The 19,165-nt window shown below is 47.7% G+C and carries 16 protein-coding genes and 1 pseudogene; 8 read left to right on the forward strand and 9 right to left on the reverse strand.

Annotated features, from left to right (window positions below):
- Positions 1-80: 80 nt before the first annotated feature.
- Positions 81-1,178 (reverse strand): nitric oxide synthase oxygenase, encoded by a 1,098-nt coding sequence (locus AB1L17_RS20160; protein WP_412846891.1) that lies wholly within the window; start codon positions 1,176-1,178, stop codon positions 81-83.
- A 380-nt stretch (positions 1,179-1,558) separates the two neighbouring features.
- Here AB1L17_RS20160 and AB1L17_RS20165 point away from each other — a divergent pair.
- The 5 genes and pseudogenes from AB1L17_RS20165 to AB1L17_RS20185 form a co-directional block, all read left to right on the forward strand.
- A pseudogene (locus AB1L17_RS20165) lies at positions 1,559-1,978 on the forward strand (DUF4280 domain-containing protein); the annotation flags it as partial.
- Positions 1,979-2,845: 867 nt separating this feature from the next.
- Positions 2,846-3,208, forward strand: coding sequence for a hypothetical protein (locus AB1L17_RS20170; protein WP_412846893.1), 363 nt, complete (start codon positions 2,846-2,848; stop codon positions 3,206-3,208).
- 657 nt (positions 3,209-3,865) lie between these two features.
- Positions 3,866-4,096: a hypothetical protein gene (locus AB1L17_RS20175; RefSeq protein ID WP_412846894.1), complete on the forward strand. Its 231-nt coding sequence runs from the start codon at positions 3,866-3,868 to the stop codon at positions 4,094-4,096.
- A 287-nt stretch (positions 4,097-4,383) separates the two neighbouring features.
- The gene (locus AB1L17_RS20180; protein ID WP_412846895.1) at positions 4,384-5,664 is read left to right on the forward strand and encodes a type II toxin-antitoxin system RelB family anti-toxin; all 1,281 of its coding nucleotides are present in this window, start codon (positions 4,384-4,386) and stop codon (positions 5,662-5,664) included.
- Positions 5,665-5,999: 335 nt separating this feature from the next.
- Positions 6,000-6,254 (forward strand): Spo0E family sporulation regulatory protein-aspartic acid phosphatase, encoded by a 255-nt coding sequence (locus tag AB1L17_RS20185; protein WP_412846896.1) that lies wholly within the window; start codon positions 6,000-6,002, stop codon positions 6,252-6,254.
- Here AB1L17_RS20185 and AB1L17_RS20190 read toward each other — a convergent pair.
- The 8 genes from AB1L17_RS20190 to AB1L17_RS20225 are packed head-to-tail and all read right to left on the reverse strand — an operon-like array spanning position 6,251 to position 14,793.
- Positions 6,251-6,817 carry a glycerol-3-phosphate responsive antiterminator gene (locus AB1L17_RS20190; protein WP_412846897.1) on the reverse strand — a complete coding sequence of 189 codons (567 nt, stop codon included), beginning with the start codon at positions 6,815-6,817 and terminating at the stop codon, positions 6,251-6,253. The two genes, AB1L17_RS20185 and AB1L17_RS20190, sit on opposite strands and share 4 nt — an antisense overlap.
- Before the next feature lies 1 nt (position 6,818).
- A complete protein-coding gene (locus tag AB1L17_RS20195) occupies positions 6,819-7,640 on the reverse strand; it encodes a sugar phosphate isomerase/epimerase family protein (RefSeq protein WP_412846942.1) in 822 nt (273 codons plus the stop codon).
- An 18-nt stretch (positions 7,641-7,658) separates the two neighbouring features.
- Positions 7,659-8,462 (reverse strand): carbohydrate ABC transporter permease, encoded by an 804-nt coding sequence (locus AB1L17_RS20200; protein ID WP_412846898.1) that lies wholly within the window; start codon positions 8,460-8,462, stop codon positions 7,659-7,661.
- Between the two features lie 14 nt (positions 8,463-8,476).
- On the reverse strand, positions 8,477-9,364 hold the full coding sequence (locus AB1L17_RS20205) for a carbohydrate ABC transporter permease (protein WP_412846899.1): 888 nt from the start codon (positions 9,362-9,364) through the stop codon (positions 8,477-8,479).
- 27 nt (positions 9,365-9,391) lie between these two features.
- On the reverse strand, positions 9,392-10,708 hold the full coding sequence (locus tag AB1L17_RS20210) for an ABC transporter substrate-binding protein (RefSeq protein ID WP_412846900.1): 1,317 nt from the start codon (positions 10,706-10,708) through the stop codon (positions 9,392-9,394).
- Positions 10,709-10,733: 25 nt separating this feature from the next.
- On the reverse strand, positions 10,734-11,837 hold the full coding sequence (locus tag AB1L17_RS20215; RefSeq protein WP_412846901.1) for an ABC transporter ATP-binding protein: 1,104 nt from the start codon (positions 11,835-11,837) through the stop codon (positions 10,734-10,736).
- Between the two features lie 60 nt (positions 11,838-11,897).
- Complete coding sequence (locus AB1L17_RS20220) at positions 11,898-13,982, reverse strand: glycerophosphodiester phosphodiesterase family protein (RefSeq protein ID WP_412846902.1); 2,085 nt, start codon at positions 13,980-13,982, stop codon at positions 11,898-11,900.
- Positions 13,983-14,004: 22 nt separating this feature from the next.
- A complete protein-coding gene (locus tag AB1L17_RS20225) occupies positions 14,005-14,793 on the reverse strand; it encodes an HAD-IIA family hydrolase (RefSeq protein ID WP_412846904.1) in 789 nt (262 codons plus the stop codon).
- Positions 14,794-15,165: 372 nt separating this feature from the next.
- Between AB1L17_RS20225 and efeO the strand changes: the two genes are divergently transcribed.
- From efeO to AB1L17_RS20240, 3 genes are read left to right on the forward strand one after another with little or no spacing between them, the layout of a single operon-like run.
- The gene (gene efeO / locus AB1L17_RS20230; protein ID WP_412846905.1) at positions 15,166-16,065 is read left to right on the forward strand and encodes an iron uptake system protein EfeO; all 900 of its coding nucleotides are present in this window, start codon (positions 15,166-15,168) and stop codon (positions 16,063-16,065) included.
- A 4-nt stretch (positions 16,066-16,069) separates the two neighbouring features.
- Positions 16,070-17,347 carry an iron uptake transporter deferrochelatase/peroxidase subunit gene (gene efeB / locus AB1L17_RS20235; protein WP_412846906.1) on the forward strand — a complete coding sequence of 426 codons (1,278 nt, stop codon included), beginning with the start codon at positions 16,070-16,072 and terminating at the stop codon, positions 17,345-17,347.
- Positions 17,348-17,374: 27 nt separating this feature from the next.
- Positions 17,375-19,156 (forward strand): FTR1 family iron permease, encoded by a 1,782-nt coding sequence (locus AB1L17_RS20240; RefSeq protein ID WP_412846907.1) that lies wholly within the window; start codon positions 17,375-17,377, stop codon positions 19,154-19,156.
- Positions 19,157-19,165: the final 9 nt, after the last annotated feature.

Below are 19,165 nucleotides of genomic sequence, written 5' to 3' on the forward strand. Positions count from 1 at the left end.
ATAACGTACCATGTCGCCCTGTATGTGACATCACGTGCAAAAAAAAATGTCGCGAAGTATGTTCGCGACGTTAGAAAGCCTTATTTTTTGCCGAGCTCCGGCTTGTCCTGGTAAAAGAAATTCGGCGTATGGATTGTGTTGTCGTACAGACTGTGGAAAATGTGTGTAGCTGTTCCGGAGATCGGCGGAACCAGCCACGTCCAGTCGCCAGTAACCTCGCGACCACATTTTTCTTCTCTTTCTTCAAACCGTTTAAATTGCTGGCTCGCTGTGTGATGATCGACAATCGACACTCCTTTTTCTTTGAAGGAATGCAACACCGCCACATTCAGCTCAATTAATGCTTTATCTCTCCAGAGAGTCGCTTCCCTGCTAGTGTCTAACCCCATGACCTCTGCGACCTTTGGCAGCATGTTATAACGCTCTTGATCTGCGAAATTACGCGCACCGATTTCGGTTCCCATGTACCAGCCGTTAAAAGGCGCCGCCAAGTATTCGATGCCACCGATCTCCATGCGCATGTTCGAAACAATCGGAACCCCGTACCATTGCAATGCCAAATCGGCAAACTCCGGCAATTCTGGATGTACGATCGGCACCTCCAAGACCAGCTCCTGCGGAATCTCAAAAAACTTCGGCGTCCGATCGCCAATCTGCACGACAAGCGGCAAAACGTCGTAGTTCGTGCCTTTCCCTTGCCAGCCCAAGCTCTCGCATAGCTTCGTCAACGAAAGCGAGACCGGATCACCCAACACGCCGTACTCCGTTTCATACCCGGCGTAACGAATCAATTGGTCGTTCCAGATTCGCATGGGAGCTCTTCCCGCTACAGCAGGTGCAAAAACAGTAATGGTCGGGCGAATTTTACCCCCATTGGTCGCAAACTCGATGTGACGAAGCATAGCCTGTGCCATCTCTTCTTCTGTCTCTGCCTGCCGTTCATCTAACACAATCAACGATTCCCAAAAGAATCGGCCAATACATCGATTGCTATTGCGCCAGGCGATTTTTGCGCCATGACGAAGCTCATCGGCTGTATGCTCATAGAATCCTTGCTGTTCGATCATCTGCCGGACTTCTTGTAGCCGTCGCTCTGTTTCGTCAGGTGTCTTGTCCAGCTCACTGTAGCATGTCCGGATAAATTGCTCTGCCGCTTCCATCAGTTGAATTGGTTCCATATTACCCTCTTTCCCGCTGAACGGCGGTTCATGGTCCTCGAAAAATATGTACCCTCATTATAAATTTACCGGAACACTATTACCAATCCCTGTAGGCACTTGGACACATTTCTGTAAGAAACATGGAGGGATGACTGCTAGGCATGATGAGTATGCCGCTCAGGTAAAGAACTGGTACTTTTTTTGTTGATTAACTCTAAACACCTACATTGATACAGGTATATTTGCGACTTTATATCTATTGTCAATGACCGTTCCACACCCGATACCTCAATGCATGGTTATCATTTCCTTTTTATATATAGATTGGATATTCGACAACACGATCAACAAGAGCATCTTCCGTCTATATGGAACCTTTACAGAGAAGAGGAGACTGTATGCCCAATATTGAAGGTATCACCGTCCAGAAGTCGAATGTGGAACGCAAGAGCTATGTGGTTGTTGGTGCCATTTTATCATGCAGCAGCGGAAGTAAGTTAAGTCGGCTAAAAATGCCGTTCAGTCATGGTGTTTTTGTAAAAGGGAAGCCCCAAATGAACATCATGGACTTCGTTCCCAACATCAATATCATGCCATTTGGAAAATGCAGCAGCTTGAAAAATCCCGCGGTCTCCTCTGCCACAGCAGCCAATAACGGTATACTCACGCCGATGCCGTGCACACCTCTAACGACAATGCCATGGATAGATGGGAAAGCGGACAAAATGGTCGATGGTCATCCGGCATTGCTGAACAAATCCACAAATATGTGCTTTTATTGCGGGCTGATCAAGATTGAAGATGACGGGCAGGATTTGGGTGGGGTGACGATAGGAAATCAGTCGCCAGCAAATAGCGGTTCGTCCAATGCCAATTTTGGACAAGGACCAGCTTGTGAGAAGCCACAGGAAAAGCCAAGCATGTGGGATCACTTCGTCAAAGGAATCTCGAAGCTCGGAGACGTTCCTGCTGCTATGCAAAAAGCGGCAAGTGAGCTGCCTGGGGCTTTGGAGAAAGCTGCAAATGATTTGCCAAAAGGTTTGCAGAAGGCGGCAGAGGATTTGCCAAAGGGTATTGGCATGTTTGTGAGGGAAGGCTATATCGAGCCAATGCAAGAAGACTTGGATACGTTGCGGGATGATAAAATCAATCTTACGGATGGAATTGCAATCGGTGGAATTGCCTTGAATGCACTCACGCTGGGAAGAAGTAAAAACATTAATGATTTAGTTGATGCGGCAAGAAAAGGAAAGAAGAGGTCAAGTGAATGGAGACTAAATACTTACGGTGATGCACTTCGAAAAAATCTTGGTTCAGCGGCAGATACACATGCTGACGAATATAAGAATATATTAAGACATGCAAAGGAATCGGGAGTCCAAGTTGATTTTCGTAAAAATGCACTTGCCTACGAACCTACATTCGGAAGCCCAGGACGATTGATTCTTGACCCCGATGCTTCGATCGGTGCAGTTCGACATGAATACAGACATATGCTAGACGATTTTGATTTAGGTCATCCTGGGTTGAGGGTGATTGCAGATAGTGATTTATTTTGGCGTCTTGAATACAGAGGATATATGGAGGAGATAAAAGTAGCTAGGGAAATTCGTGATTATGATGCGGGAAGATTTATCTTGAAAGAAATGAGAGCTAGAAGAAAAGAAATTCTGGGGAGGTAAACTATGAATGACGTACAACACGCAATTAACAGCATAAAAAAGAACGACATTGCTAAAGAGGACTTAATTCAATATCTCGATAGTTCAAATATTTTAATTAAGGCAAATGCTATATTTCAAATTGTACGGTTGAAGTTCCATGATGATATTACTATTGAAAAATTAGTTTGCCTAGCTAAAAAGTTGGACGAAGAACCTAAGGTTATAGGCTCATACAATAATGCCCTTTTTGCTTTAGCCGCATTAAGTTGGCTAGAAACTGAACAATCATTAAAAAGATTTGAGGAAATAGTTAAGAGTATTGATCCTGAGAAACGTATCCTATTGAGTAAACTTATTGAAGAAAAACCTTATTTATATCTATAAAATAAGCCAAGCTTGAATACTCTTAAAGGGTTGACTGTTAGAGCGACCGTACAATGCTCAGAAATTGACGGTGGCTGTTTTCCTTTAATTAGGGAATGTAATTTTATTGTGTAAATGGGTTTTTTACAGGTGGATGGTTCCATCAACGGCTTTACATGGAGAGGCGTTTCATTCTTATCTTTATTCACATAATCCAGTGCCAATTTTTCTGCTACTACAAATTGGTGCTAGTTAGTGTTGAGATCTCTAAAATCCCCCTCAAATATTGGGCAAACGCTCATCTTCGAGTTGACCACCTATGATGCCTCTTTCACACAAAATAGCATTTTATTTCCTGCTCCGAGAATCTTCAAGGTTAAAGGGTAAACCCCATGCTACGCAAGTCCTTGACGATCCTCGGAGTAGGGAAAAACATCAGCTAATAGGTGTGAAAATGATGATGTGTGCTCACTCTGCCAAGTGGGTAACTTTATGTTGAGCAAAGTGGTCAACACTTTGGCGAGCGTTCACAGGCGGCTGCACACTTAGCTAATCGTGATAAATATAGATTTCCTTAGTATTGGGGAGATTAAAATCGTGTGGAGACTGTCCAGTAACGAATAAACCTCTATAGTTAATCATCACCAACATAATCGGAGATTTAGGAAGTGAAGAAATATGTTTTCTATTGAGGTTAAAACAGCTTTCTTTATCAAGGTTGCAAATATAGTTGCTATCGAAGGAAAGCCGAATGGCAATCTTCAGGATAAAGTTCTACATGATAAAACCGATAATTCTAAATCATATTATGTTAAAGGAGTGGCATTGGTTAATAGGAAGGATTACATTAGTCTGACAAAATCCATTACTATTCAATTAGAGTCAGGGGACTATACGGCAGTGGATTAAATAGGAAAAAGATTGAAGTTACGATTAATAACCGATTTACTCCGTTTGGGTTATACCTTACGGGGCTTTTTCTTTCGAGCCGAGTAGTACCCGTATATAGATCTCGCCATTTTGTTTTGTACGCACATCACTGCTTGCTAGTCGCTTATTTGAATTGGTAGGAAGATGGATAGTTTTATAAATAGCATCAGAATTTATAAAAAATTGTTCACAAAAATAAATTTTAGTTATAAAATTGTATAAATGGAAATTTTTATATGTTACTAGAAAGTAGCGGGTGATTCGGAATGGAGGTCACAGAAGGAATATCGTATACAACTTTGGGAGAACTGATAAATAAGCACAGAGAGCAGGCAGGATTGACGCAATCAGAGTTAGCCAGGAATGCTGGACTTAGTAAAACAGCCATTTCAATGATTGAACGAGGGGAGATAAAACTCCCGGAATTCATGACAATAAAAAAGATTGCTGACGTCTTGGGCATCGAGAAAGCCGAGCTGATTGAACACTACGTAGAATTCGAAAAGCGACCTGATATCCTGCAAGAAATGCTGCTAGAAGCAGCTGAATTGTCCAATCTGCAATTAGTCACGAAAATCGCTGAAAAATTCCTTGAATCTCCTCGCCAAGATACTGAAACAGCGTTGAAGCGGCTAAATGATCTATCTTCTACCATCGCAGACACCACGATTAAACTGTCACTTTACAAGACTATCGTTACATACTCCAGACAACGAGGAGTCCAGCGATACTTGGCAAAAGGTTTATTGCAGCAATATCTAATTGAACGAATGGATTTAAAGACTTTGGAAGAATCGTTTAAAGTAGGAGAGGAAATTCTTCACTACACGCTTTTCCTGAATCATGACGAAAAGCTAACTTTTTATTACCGAATGGCGCTTCATGCACATAATACAAAAAAATACAAGCAATGTATAGAATTGTGTGAAGCAGGGCTTGCAATAGACACCTCTGAAACAGAGTTAAAAGCTAGGGCACATTTAGCATTGATAATATCACTGTCAAATTTAAATGAATACGACAAGGTAGAAAAGAACCTAGAATTGTTTAAGAATTATAGCTATGAATTTGTTTGGGAAGCTGCCATGCTGGAAAGTGCTATCGTTAAGTCAAAGCAAAAAGATTATGATAATGCTATTCCTATGTTGAATAAATGTCTGGAGGAAATTAGCGCACATTCTCGTATCCACGTGGTAAATGAGCTTATAGAGATATACTTAATGAAAGGTGATACGGAGGCTATTGCGGAACTGATAAATAGGGAAGAAGAAATATTGCCAGCTAATCCAACAACACCTTATAAACACCTGTCAATTGGAAGGTACTTTCAGTATAAAGGTGCATTTCAATTGAAAGTAGGCTTCATCGATGATGGGATTGATAGCTTTACAAGAAGTTTACTTGTATATGGAAAGATTAATGCGTATGAAGAAATTACTAAGTGCATGAAGGAATTTTTATCGAATTGTTCAGTTTACCCAAATTATTCCTCTGTAATAAATAGATTAAAGCAGGTATTTAATAGTATAGATGTTGAGAACTATTAGACTAAGGAAGAGAGGTACATGGGATGAAAAAATCAGTAATTTTTACACTATCACTGTCCTTGATTTTAGCTGTAAACATTCAATTAAGTAATATGAGCATTGGTAAAAACTCACAAAACGACAATGGAATTAAAAAATATAGCTATGATCCAGGCCATTAATGAACAACTTTACCTTACTCAATAGAACGCTTAAAAGGCGTTCTATTTTTTTGTTCTATATTTTGTTGAAGAAACAAACGAACAGGAAAAAAATAAATTTCTGTTAAAGACTTAACAAAAGATAGACTAGACCTACCAATATCTAAAATATAACAATCTTGGTAGGTAAATTACATGACAAAAAAAGACTCGTCGAATTTCAGGTGCCAGTCTATCAAGCAAAAAATAGAGGAATTAAGAGCGCAGCTGCATACTTTAGCCAAGGAAAAAGGATTTAACGACTATTCTGTTGTTAAGCTAAGTCAGGAATTAGATGGTTACATCGTAGAATGGCAACAGTTGATACAATCAAATGTTAGAGAAAAGAAAAAGACAAAGTCATGCCAAAAAAGAAAAGACAGGTGCTTGCACACCCGCCCTTTCCCCTAAAAAACCATATGATTCCACATCTCGGACTTACTCAAGGAAACAGCATCCGCGCCGCCCTCTAACGCTTCCTGGACTTGTTGCTTATTCCAGATCAACCCGCCCAAAATAATCGGCTGCGGCAGATGCTCTTTGATATAAGAAATGATGGACGGAGCAATACCCGGCATGATTTCAATCGCATCCGGCTGGTTTTCCAGGACGTTTTTGATAGTCGTCGTCAAGGAGGTCGAATCGATCAAAAAGACGCGCTGGATCGTCAGCATTCCTTCCTTTTTGGCTGCGCGAATCATCGGTCCTTTTGTCGTGACAATGCCCGTTGGCTGGATGTAGGTGGACAAGAAACGAAATGCCTCCTTGTCATTGGACAGGCCATTCATGAGGTCTGTGTGCAAAAAAATCGGCTTGCTCGACTGACGGATTGTTTCGGCTTCTTCCATCAGTCGGGTCAGCTTCCCGTACATCAAAAGAATCGCGCAGGCTCGGGATGCCATCGCCTCTCCCAATCGATCCTGTTCAGTCGCCGCGATAATCCGACTCGTCTTCAAAATCATTTGCATGTCCATGTTACTGCCCTCCTGCTCTCAGCAGCCGCTCCACACTTGCCTCAGCGCAGCCAAGCTGCTTAGTCTCCACGACCCAATGACCCGCGAATCCGTTGTCTGCCAGAAGGGACAGGATCGGAGCAAACGGGATCGTCCCATCCCCTATCGCCAAATGATCGTCCAGCTTGCCGTAATTGTCACTCAGGTGAAGAGCAGACAAATAAGGAAGCACCTCCTGCAATGCATCGAATGCGTAACCAGCGCGAATCAAATGAGCATGACCCACATCGTAGACGATCCTCACCTGAGCGGAATTGACATCATGGCATATACGCACGAGATCCTCGACGTTCCACCCCAGCACCTTGGGATAAGGCGGAACATTCTCTACGGTAAGGATGGTCCTGCCCTCCGCTGAAAGCTCGGAGGTCAACATTTGGAGTGCCTGACTCACATTTTCCACACCCCGGGCACGCTCTGATTCAGCGAGTCGATCTTCTACTTCCCCCGCATGCATCACGACGTGGGTGCAGTCTAGAAAGCTGGCGATCTCTAGGCAGCGCTTCATCGTGTCCATCGTTTGATCCCGGCTTGACCCGGCGTCCGCCGCAAGGTTACAACCGCTGATCGGCGCATGAATCGACCAGGTAATCCCTCGCTCGCATCCTTGCTGCTTCAACTCTTTCAGCTGCTCCCAGGACCAGTCCAAGAGGTCGGCATGATTCTCTTCACACATAATCTCAATACCCTTCCAATCACTATGAAAAAGCTCGGTAATGGCATCACGCAGGGCTAGATCGAATAACGCATAGGTGGATACGGCAAACGAGCTCTTGTCTCTCATCATTCATGGCCCTCCCTCTTATTTCACGCCGGAGTGGATGAAGCTGTTGATAAACTGCCGCTGGAACAACAAAAATGCCAGCAACAACGGAAAAATCACCATCACCGTCGCTGCACTTACCTCGGCCCACTGCGCCCCCGTCTCAAACGATTGGGCAAAAATCGCCAGACCGACCGTCAACGGGCGATTTTCCACGGAATTCGTAATAATCAGCGGCCACATGAAGTTGTTCCAATGGTAGCTGACCGAGACCAAACCAAAAGCGATGTAGGTCGGCTTCGCTAACGGAACGTACACCCGCCACAAAATCTGGAACCAGGAGCAGCCTTCCATCCGTGCCGCCTCCTCCAGCTCATGCGGGATTGTCTTGAAGGTTTGGCGCAACAGAAAGACCCCGAAGGCTGAAGCGAAGTACGGCAGCATAATGCCGATTTTGGTATCCAGCAAGGATAAGTCACGCAAGACGTTATAGTTGGGGAAAATCAAGATATCTGCCGGTACCATGAGCTGGACCAGGAACAGGACAAACAGCACATCCTTGCCCCAAAATTGCAGCTTCGCAAAGGCGTAGGCTGCCAGCGTAGCCGTGATGATTTGCGCCACCAAAATACCGGTCACGATCAAAAAGGTGTTGATATAGTACTGGTCAAAGGGCGCTGCGTCCCACACCTTCGCAAAGTTATCGAGTGTAAAATCTGTGCTAAACGCCCAAGAAGTAGCCAGTTCTCTCGGGCGAAAAGATGTCCAGACCGCCCAAAGCAGAGGAAACAACCAGAGCACGGCCAAGCCGTACATCCCAGCCGTTGTGATTTTGCGTAGCATCTGCCATTCCCCCCTTAGTTGTAATGAATCTTTTTATCCATACCAAAAAACTGAAAAGCAGCGACTACCAGCAGCAGCACGACCATGACAATCGTCAATGCGGAAGCCATTCCTTGATCCCAGAAAGAAAACGCGGTCTCGTATATGTAGTACAGCAAGAGATTGCTGGCATTATCCGGTCCGCCTTTGGTCATGATCACCAAATGGTCTACCAGCTTGAAGGAGTTCGTGAAGGCGATAATACTGACAAACATCGTGGTAGGCATGAGCAGCGGAAAAGTGATGCGGCGAAACACCGTCCACGACGATGCCCCTTCCATGGAGGCGGATTCGTATAGCTCCTGTGAAATGTTTTGCAGCCCCGCCAAATAAAAGATCATGAAATAGCCCGCTTCCTTCCAAATGACCATGAAGATCATCGCCCACATCACATATCTCTGATCGCCGAGCCAGTTCATGTCGCCTTTTCCGAACCACTCCATTACATGACTAAGCGCTCCGTACTCCGGTGTGTAAATAAACAGCCAGATGTTCGCCACTGCAATCATCGGAACAACTGTCGGGTAAAAATAAGCCGTGCGGATAAAGCCCTTTCCTCGTAATGCCTTGTTGGCGAACAGAGCCATACCAAGTGCAAGAGCCACACTCGTCGGCACCGTTCCGATGGCAAACCAGATATTATTGGTCAGCACCTTCCAAAACACTTCATCTTCCACCATTTGTTTATAATTATCTATCCCGTTAAAAAACGGCTCTGGTGAACCCAGATCCGCTTGATGAAAACTGAGTATGAACGTTTGTATCACCGGATAGAAGGTAAACAGCAGCAGGAAGATGAGGGAGGGAAGGAGCAAGAGCCAGGCGTACATGTTCACTTTCCATTTTGCGCGTAGTTCCCCCATTGTCGCTCCCCCATAACCTTGCTTGATTTATTTGTTGAACGGCGCCAGCATCTTGTCGGCTTCTTCCTGCGCTTTTTTCAGTGCTTCTGCCGGCTCGGATTGACCAGTAATCACGGATTGAAGGGTGTCGTTCAAGAGCTTGGTCACTTTGCCGTTATTGTGTGTAGACATCTCCGCATGACCGTATTCCAGCTGGTCGCGAGCCACTGCCGCAGCCGGGAAATCCTTCACGTATTGCTTCATGACCTCTTCTTCGTATGCCGATTTACGAGTGGCAACATAACCCGTATCGACGCTCCACTGAGCAGCGCGATTAGGCTCGGTCATAAAGCGGATGAACTTCCAAGCCGCTTCCTGTTTCTTTTCATCCGTTCCCTTGAACATGTAGAAGTTGCCGCCGCCTGTCGGACTGCCGTAGTTCTTTTTCGCTGGCAAAAACGCTACGCCAAAATCAAACTTCGCGCTGTTCTTCACGTTCGTCAGATTCCCTGTCGTATGGAACATCATCGCCGTTTTGCCTTCCAAGAAATCGGAAGGTACAGTCGCCCACTCGTTGACGCCTTCAGGCATGACTTGATGCTTTTTGGACAAATCTACCCAAAATTGCAGGGCTTCTACATTTTCTGGCGTATCAAAAAACACTTTTTTACCATCTTCGGACATCAGGTTCTTGCCGTTTTGCAGGGCCAGCGCTTGGAACATCCAATACGTGAAGCTCGAGGAAGGAATCTCGATGCCATAGCGCCCGTCCTTTTTCAGCTTGGTAGCGTACTGTACCAGCTCATCCCAAGACGTCGGCGGTTTTTCCGGATCAAGACCGACTTCCTTGAACGCATCCTTGTTGTAATAAAGTACGATCGTACTGCGTTGGAACGGGATGCTGTATGTCTTTCCATCCACTTGGGAATTCGCCATAAAGCCCGGGAAGAAATCATTTACGTATTCGCTGCCGCCATCCTTGGCAATGAAGTCATCCAAAGGAAGGATCGCATCCATGTCCATCATCGTATGTAGCTCAGTCGAGAGCATGACCGCTACGTCTGGAGGAGTCTTGCCCTGTACAGCTGCTTGTACTTTTGTCGTTGTATCCTGATAGCTGCCTGTGTAGACAGGCTTGACTGTGATATCTGGATTTTGTTTGTTAAATTCCTCTGCCATTCCATCCACGATCTTGGTCAAGGGACCGCCAACCGCAACCGGATAATAGAAGGACAGCTCTGTTTTGCCTGATGAATTGGCTCCTTGCGCCGCGTTGTTCGTGGACGAAGAATTCCCACTGGAGCAACCCGTGATCAGACTCATACTCATAACGACCGCAAACAAGCTTTTGACAACTTTACGCATCGCAGTTCCTCTCCCTTTTCTTTTCTCAATTAGTCGTAACCGCTAGATTTTTTCCGGTTTCTCCATCAAACACGTTCACCTGAGCAGCATCAAAACGAACATGCATGGTTTCACCAGGTTTGCATGGCCATTGACCGTTCCACTTGGCCTTCCACAGCTTGTCGCCCATTGTGAATTCAACAATTGTCTCGGAGCCGAGAATCTCTACTCCCTTCACGGTGACAGGAAGCGTGTAGGGATCATCGACAGATTGCCCTTCCTGAACAGGCTGTAGCGATTCAGGACGCAGACCGAGAACGACCGGGGTCTTGTCCTTGATGCCTTGAAACATAGGGAGCGACAAAAAATGCTGACCTGCCAGCTCTATCCCTGATTGATCGCCCTCTGCCCGCCAGATAGCAGGTACCGTATTCATTGGGGGTGCCCCCGTAAACTCTGCCACGAATAAATTCGCTGGATGGTTGTAGACGTCGAGCGGTCTGCCAATTTGCTGGACCTCGCCGTCGCGCAGGACCATCATGCGGTCTCCCATCGTCATCGCTTCCACCTGATCGTGCGTGACGTAAATCATCGTGATACCCAGCTCTTGCTGCAAGCGACGAATTTCTGTGCGCATGTGCCCGCGCAGCTTGGCATCCAGATTGGACAACGGCTCGTCCATCAAGCAGATGGGATGCTGACTGACGATGGCCCTCCCGAGTGCTACACGCTGTCGTTGTCCCCCGGATAATTCCTTCGGTTTACGCTGCAAAAGATGTGCGATCCCCAGCATCTCTGCTACACGCTCCAACCGCTTGCCCTGCTCCGCTTTGTCCACTTTTCGAACCTGCAATCCAAACAAAATATTATCTTTTACCGTCAAATGCGGATAAAGTGCGTAATTTTGAAAGACCATGGAGATGTTTCGCCCGCTCGGCGGGACTTGATTCATCGGCTTGCCGCCAATCAGCAGCTCTCCCGTGCTGATCTCCTCCAGCCCGGCAATCATGCGCAGTGTGGTTGATTTCCCACAACCAGAAGGCCCTACCAGTACGAAAAACTCCCCTGGCAGAATACGAGCACTCACCTCATTGACGACATTCTGGCTCCCATACATTTTGGAAATGCGCCGCAATTCCACTTCAGCCACGACTTTCCCCCCTGAACCTCTCGCTGTTTTTACGTATCACTCGACTATAACAATTGCTTGCTAAGGTAATATTTGGGTTTTGTAAAGTTTTTGCGCATAGTCCGTAATAATTCCACCGACTCCTGCCTCCGTAACGCGCTTCATATCGGCTTCCTCGTTGACGGTATAAACGGTCAAAATAATTCCCCGATGCTTGGCGAACTGGATCAGCTCTGGTGTGACAATCTCGTGGTTGATATAGTATTGGGCGTTCAATTGAACCGCGTCTGTGACCAGCTTTTCGGCGTACTGTTCGAGCTGTTCTTTCGGCTTGGTCCCGCTCAAGGTAAAGCCCAGTCCCAATTCCGGATTGATCTTGGCGAAACGCTCCAACACCTCGGAGCTAAAGCTGCTGACAATTACATCCTCCACCATGTCATGATCCTTGATGGCCTTCGCTATTTCTTTTTCGTAGCCAATGCCCTTCGCTTCCAGAATGAGCACCGCTTTTCCCTTAGCCGCTTCCAGCAATTCATCCAAGGTAGGGATGACGGCATCGGTAATGTCAGGCTGGTACCAGGAAGGATTTTTCGGGTCGAGCTTGTTTGCGTTCAATTCGCGCAGTTCTTCGAGCGTGAAATCTTTTACTTTGCCTGTACCGTTGGTCGTACGCTCCAGATCAAAATCGTGGATGAGGACCAGTTTGCCATCCTTTGTTTTGTGGATGTCTGTCTCGATGATTTCTACGCCCAGCTCCATGGCTTCTTCAAAGGCGTACATCGTGTTTTCCGGCTTCAAGGATGGGATGCCTCGATGCGCCATGACCATCGGGGGTTGCGTGATGCTTTTGTCCGGGTACGCTGCGAGCAGCTCATGCACCTCTTTGGGAGCGTGCGAGACAACCCCCGCCACACCCAGCTCGATCATTTCACTCGCTTGGCTCTTGTTCGCCCGATCGATTCCCCACACGGACAACCCGCGATTGCGGAAGTAGCGAATGACATCCTCTGTCATCGCAGTATGCGAGAGAACGACTACATTGGAACGACTGCTTCTGGCTTGGCGTACGAGTTCCTTTTGCTTCTTTTCGTTCAGCTTGCCGTCGATATACACGAGGGCACCACGGTATTCATTGTTTTTCTCCCGCATCGCTTGGACGATTTCCGGGCGGGAGGACACAATGTGCACATCAGTGAGGTTCTCTTTCTGGAGCAGGCGATCGACCTCCGCCACCAATTTCTTGTCTTCCATATGAATCACCGGGATCGCCTTGTCCTTGATCTGATTCAGCACCTCATCCAGAGGTGTGCCGTCCTGGGTGACGACTCCGTTTTTTCCGGATTTTTTTACCGTGATAAAAATGGATGACGCTTCAGCATCCAGAATCGCATCGATATCCGTCTTCTTGTCGTACATGGCAATGACTGTCGGCGGAAGTACGATCCCTGTCTTTGGCTCAGGAACGATAAGTACGTCGTCTTTCAAATCCGAGACCGGAATCTTGTCCTTTTGTGCATTTGGCCCGAACAACAGCTCGCCGGGGGTCGGCTTCGGCTGATCGACAAAATCGGCGGAAGCATCATTCGTATCCTTTTCCGTCAGGCGTTCCATCGAGTGCCCGCCAGCCACTCCCGGATGAGAGGTCACTCCTGGAACCTTCGCATCCATGTAAGCCATCGAATCGACAACATTGTTATCGCGATCCATCAGAATGACATGGTCACCGCCATTGGCCAAATAAATGCTGCCAGTCGCCCAATCTGTCGGCAATAGCTCAGGGACGTCCTCCATGGAATCGAACAATTCAAAATCAGGCGTGACTCCATGGCGTTCCACGATTCCGTCGGCATAGCGGGAAATGACAATCGTCTGGTAAGGCTCGATCATGGTGCCTTCCGGAAACGCATGCATCCCTTCGTTCCCACCACGCTTTTCCTCGTCGCCGATCATGTAGCCACTCAAGTCAATCGGATCGTTGGAGATATTGGTGATTTCGATAAACTCACCTGTGCTTTCATCAAAAAGTGGATCATTGACTACTTCTGTAATGAGCAAGGCTTTGCTCGCCGTGCTTTGCGCCATCACCATCACAGGCATACTGCTCGTTACCAGACTGGCCGCCATCAGTGACCACAACCACTTTTTGCTGCTCTTCCCCAACTCCATCTCCCTTGCCTCCTCGTCTTCCCTACCCGACCTGGTCCATGGCTTCCATCGTCGGAAGGATGTAATCTGGCTTCATTTCCGTGTTCGCAAGCTCGCGACTGGTCGTCACACCCGTCATGACGAGCGCCGTTTTCATGCCGCTGTTTATCCCGAGTAAAATGTCTGTCTCCAAACGGTCGCCAACCATGACGCATCGCTCTGGAAGCACCTTGAGCTGTTGGAAAACCTGATCGGCGTAGTACCTGGAGGGCTTGCCAGTCATCACCCAGACAGAAGAGCCACCAGCCGTTTCTATCGCTCTCGCCAACGCCCATGTATCAGGAATGGCTCCCCCTGGAACCGGACATACCGGATCGGGATTCGCTACGATCAGTCGGGCTCCATTCCTCACAGCGTCGGCAGCCTGCTGCAATTTTTCATACGTAAAGGCCCGGTCCATTCCGACCAATACATGCGTAGCTTCGTGGGCATCATTTACCTGCTTTATATGAAAGCTCGCAATCTCTTCCTCCATGGCAGGCTCACCAACGATCAGGACACGGGCCTGCTCCGTATGCTCTTGGAGATACAAGCCCGCCGCATAGGCAGCCGTCATGATTTCTTCCCTCCGTGCAGCCAATCCGAGCTTCTGGAGGCGAGTCTGGCAAGCTGTTCTTGTCTGTACCGTCGTATTGGTCAAAAACATGATCTTCTTCTGCTTCTCCCGCAGTGCGGCAAGTGTCTTTTCCACTCCCGGAAGCAGCTCATCCCCGAGAAAAATCGTTCCATCCAAATCAAAAAAATACGCATCATACCTATCTGTATCTAGCAAACCTCATGCTCGCTCCTTTCATTGGGTAACACAAAAAGCCCTCATACACGGCAATAGCATAATGAAACAAACCGAATGAAACGGTCTTTTTCAGATCTATTGCTGTATGAGGGCTTTCTCCACGTCTCGACCCACTTACAGACGTTATTGATTTCGTTGATAGCTCGATCATAACAAGTAATTGTTAAGGGAGTGTTGAGCCAGTTTTGGTTTTGTGTGAACCCCTCCAAAACTAACCTGTGATCGGTAGACAAAAAAAGATTGCAAACTTTCTAAGAAAGATTTAAATTCTTTATGAATGATAATGATATTCATTATCATTATATAATTATGTAATTATGCACTTATATCACCTCGAAGGGATGTCTTTTCATGATTCAAAAATGGAGTTATCCACTTGCCGCAGTGATTATCGGTTCCTCCTTGCTCGTCGCTTGTGGAAGCACACAAACACAAACCGAAGAGAAAAAACCAGAAGCTGCTCAGCCTGACAAGCCTGCCGCTGCTGATCAGTCTGCGACAGCCAGCTCTGCTTCTGCTCCTTCTCCTGAGCTGCAAGCTTCGATTGATCAATACCGCAAATGGGTCGTTGACCAAACCGATCAATTCGTAAAAGCAACAGAGAGCTTCACCACCGCCGTCAAAGCAGGCGATATGGAGAAAGCGAAAAAGGAATATGCCCCTGCCCGTGCGTACTTTGAGAGAATTGAACCGATTGCGGAATCTCTCGGCGATTTTGACCCGTGGATTGATGCCCGCGAAGGCGATGTGCCTGATAGCGAATGGCGCGGCTATCACAAATTGGAGAAAGCACTCTGGGAAACCAAATCGGTCGCTGACCAGGGAAAAGTGGCAGATCAGCTGCTGCAAGACGTCAAGCAGCTCCGCGTGAAGGTAGAGAGCGTCGAGATCGATGTGCCTATGCTGGTAACGGGTGCAGTCGAGCTCTTGAACGAGGTATCGACGAGCAAGGTGACGGGTGAGGAAGAACGTTATTCCCATACCGATTTGTACGATTTCGCTGCGAACGTGGAAGGCGCTCACGAAATTTATAAAGTATTGAAGCCTGCTGTTACGGCAAAAGACCCTGCTCTTGCCACAGAGATTGAAGCTCGCTTTGCTGATTTGGACAAAGCACTCGCACCTTATCGTAAGGGCGACGGCTATGTGCTGTACACCGAATTGAAAGAAGACCAGGTGAAAAAGCTGAGTCAATCCCTCGATGCATTGGCTGAACCATTGTCCAAAATGGGTACGATCGTAGGAGGCTAACTAGATGAATGACAAGCATCTCGCAAACACCTCAGCGAACAAAATCACGCGTCGAGAAGCTCTGAAAATGGCTGGTGTCGGGGGGATTGGCCTTTTGTTGGGGGCGACCGGGGTCAATACTCTTTTGCCCTCTACTCCTAAAAATGAGCAGACGAGTGCCACTCCGACCCGTGCAGATGAGGTCATTCCCTTCTATGGCAAGCATCAGTCCGGGATCATTACACCTATGCAAGATTTTATCTGCATGGGTGCTTTTGATTTGACGACGACCTCGCTCGGGGATGTCCGCAAGCTGTTCCAAAGCTGGACGCAGGCGGCAGCACACATGACCGCTGGTAAAAACGTCGATGCGGAAAGCGATAACGCCCTTCTTCCTCCTGTCGACACGGGAGAAGCCATGGGTCTTAGACCAATGCAATTGACGATTACATTTGGACTCGGCGCTTCCTTCTTTGACGAGCGCTTTGGTCTGGCTGCCAAACGACCAGCTCCCTTGGTTGATCTGCCTCGCTTCAACAGCGATGAAATGCGAAAAGAATGGTCAGATGGCGATATTGTGGTGCAAGTCTGTGCCAATGATCCTCAAGTTGCCTTCCACGCCCTGCGGAATTTGGCCCGGATCGCACGAGGCAAGGCTGTCCTTCACTGGCTGCAAGAAGGCTTCCAGCGTACCAGCGCATCTGACCCAACTGGCTCCACACCACGAAATCTGATGGGCTTCAAGGATGGCACGAACAATCCACAGATGAACGATCCCGCTGCCGCAAATGAAATCGTCTGGGCTCACACTGCTGAAAGTCCCGCGTGGATGGCAGGTGGCAGCTACATGGTCATGCGCAGAATCCGTATGCGAATCGAGGTATGGGACCGCTCCTCCCTCGCTGACCAGGAGAATACGTTTGGTCGTCACCGTATGACGGGAGCTCCTCTAGGCAAAGCAAATGAGTTCGACGAGCTGGAGCCAGATCGCAAGGACTCGAAGGGAAATCCCGTTATCCCTGTCGATTCCCACGTCGCCTTGGCCCATATGGAAGGCAAGGTAAAAATTTTGCGGCGCGGATACTCCTATTCGAGTGGCATGGATCTCAAGACGGGTCAGCTCGATGCGGGGCTTTTGTTCATTTGCTTTAACCGCGATCCACGCAAGCAATTCATTCCGATGCAACAAAAGCTCGCATCCGTCGATTTGCTCAATGAATATATCACCCATGTCGGCAGTGGGTTGTACGCCTGTCTTCCTGGTGCAAGCGAAGGCGGATACATCGGGGACACGCTGTTTTAACCAACTACCCGGGATGGAGTGAACAACTTGAAACGCTATCTGTTTATCATTTGTACGTGTATGCTGCTATGGACATCTGCTCTGTCTACCGCTGTAGCCGCGCCGCTTTTGCCAGAGCAACTCAAGCAAATGATCGCTCTCTCCAGTGATGCCCTGATTAGCAGTGGAGATAACAACTGGGAAGAAGCAGCAAATGCGATCAGCAGTATGAAGACCATCTGGGAGGCTCATTCGGAAGAGACCTCCGCAGATGCACAGACATTGACGCAAGCACTCGCTGAAGCAGAGCAAGCCCTTGCCCAAGCAAAGGCGAATCCTGACGCTGCAAAAGCAGCCGTATCGAATCTGGCAAAAGCTGCTGACCGTTACGTCTCGGCAAAAGAAGAAGGTGGTCAGCCAAAAGAAAGAGCACACAAGCAAATTGCCGCGTTGCTGCCGCTCTTGCAAAACAGCATGACGGCCATCAAAGAAGGCGATCTGGCAAAAGCCAAGCAGTCGTACAACAGCTTCGTCACCGGCTGGTACAAGGCAGAGGGTCTTGTTCGAGCCGAAAATACCGCAGTCTACGGGGATATGGAAATCAAAATCAGCAGTGCCCGCATTGCCTTGAACACAGAACCACCCGATCCTGCAAAGAGCGCAGAGAAAGTACAGGCACTCCTGACAGCAGTCGAGAACTATTTGGCTGGAAAAACAGTCCAGACGATTGCGAATTCCTCTTCGGAGCAGTCCCCGATCTCGTCTCTACTCGCACTCCTGACGTCGGTAGAAGCAGATATCGCTAATCAGGACGCAACTACTGCTTCGAGCAAAATGGACACCTTTATCGCCACCTGGCCCTCTGTAGAAGGCGTAGTCATGACCAAATCACCGGCTACCTACAGCAGCATTGAAGCCAAAATGGTCACCGTCCCGACACTCATCCTGTCCAATCCCCCTCAATGGGATAAAGCGACCGCACATCTTGCGGAAATGAAGGCAGAGCTTGCGCCATTCTCGACAGCTTCCTCGTACACCGCCTTGGATGCCGGGCTCATATTGTTTCGCGAAGGGCTGGAGGCCATCTTGATCATCGTCTCCCTGCTCACTGTCCTGAACAAGTCAGGCAATGCAGACAAGCGCAAATGGATCTGGTCGGGGGCAGCAGTTGGGCTCGTAGCCTCTGCGATTCTTGCTATCATTCTGAGTATGGTTTTTTCCACTCTCTCCACCGGCAGCTCGCGCGAAACGATTGAAGGCGTAACCGGATTGATTGCTGTCTTCTTTATGCTGACAATTGGTGCCTGGTTGCACAAGAAGTCCAATTTGCAAGCATGGAATCAGTTTGTCGAGAAGTCTATTGGCTCTTCTTTGGCAAAAGGAGCACTGTGGTCGCTCTCATTCACCGCCTTTCTCGCTGTCGCCCGCGAAGGGGCAGAAACGATTATCTTTTATATGGGAATGGCCGCTACGATTTCTATGACAGACCTGTTGATCGGCATTATGGGCGCGCTTGTCGTTTTGGCCGTGATTGGCATTGCGATCCTCAAGCTCAGTGCACGTATTCCGGTTCGTCCGTTCTTCTTCGTCGCGAGTCTCTTGCTCTACTATATGGCGTTTAAATTCGTAGGCGTCAGCATCCACGCTTTGCAGGTAACGGGTAGCCTATCTGCTCACAGCAGCGATTACTTGCTATATGCACCGTCTCTGGGCATTTACGCGAGCTGGGAGACGACGATTCCGCAATTGATCATACTCGTGATTGTATTGATTAATTTGGCTCTCTATTCGCGGAAAAGAACGACCAATCATATTCCGCGGGTAAATTAGAAGTGAATA

The sequence above is a fragment of the Brevibacillus jepli genome, assembly GCF_047229145.1.
Lineage (GTDB): Bacteria > Bacillota > Bacilli > Brevibacillales > Brevibacillaceae > Brevibacillus.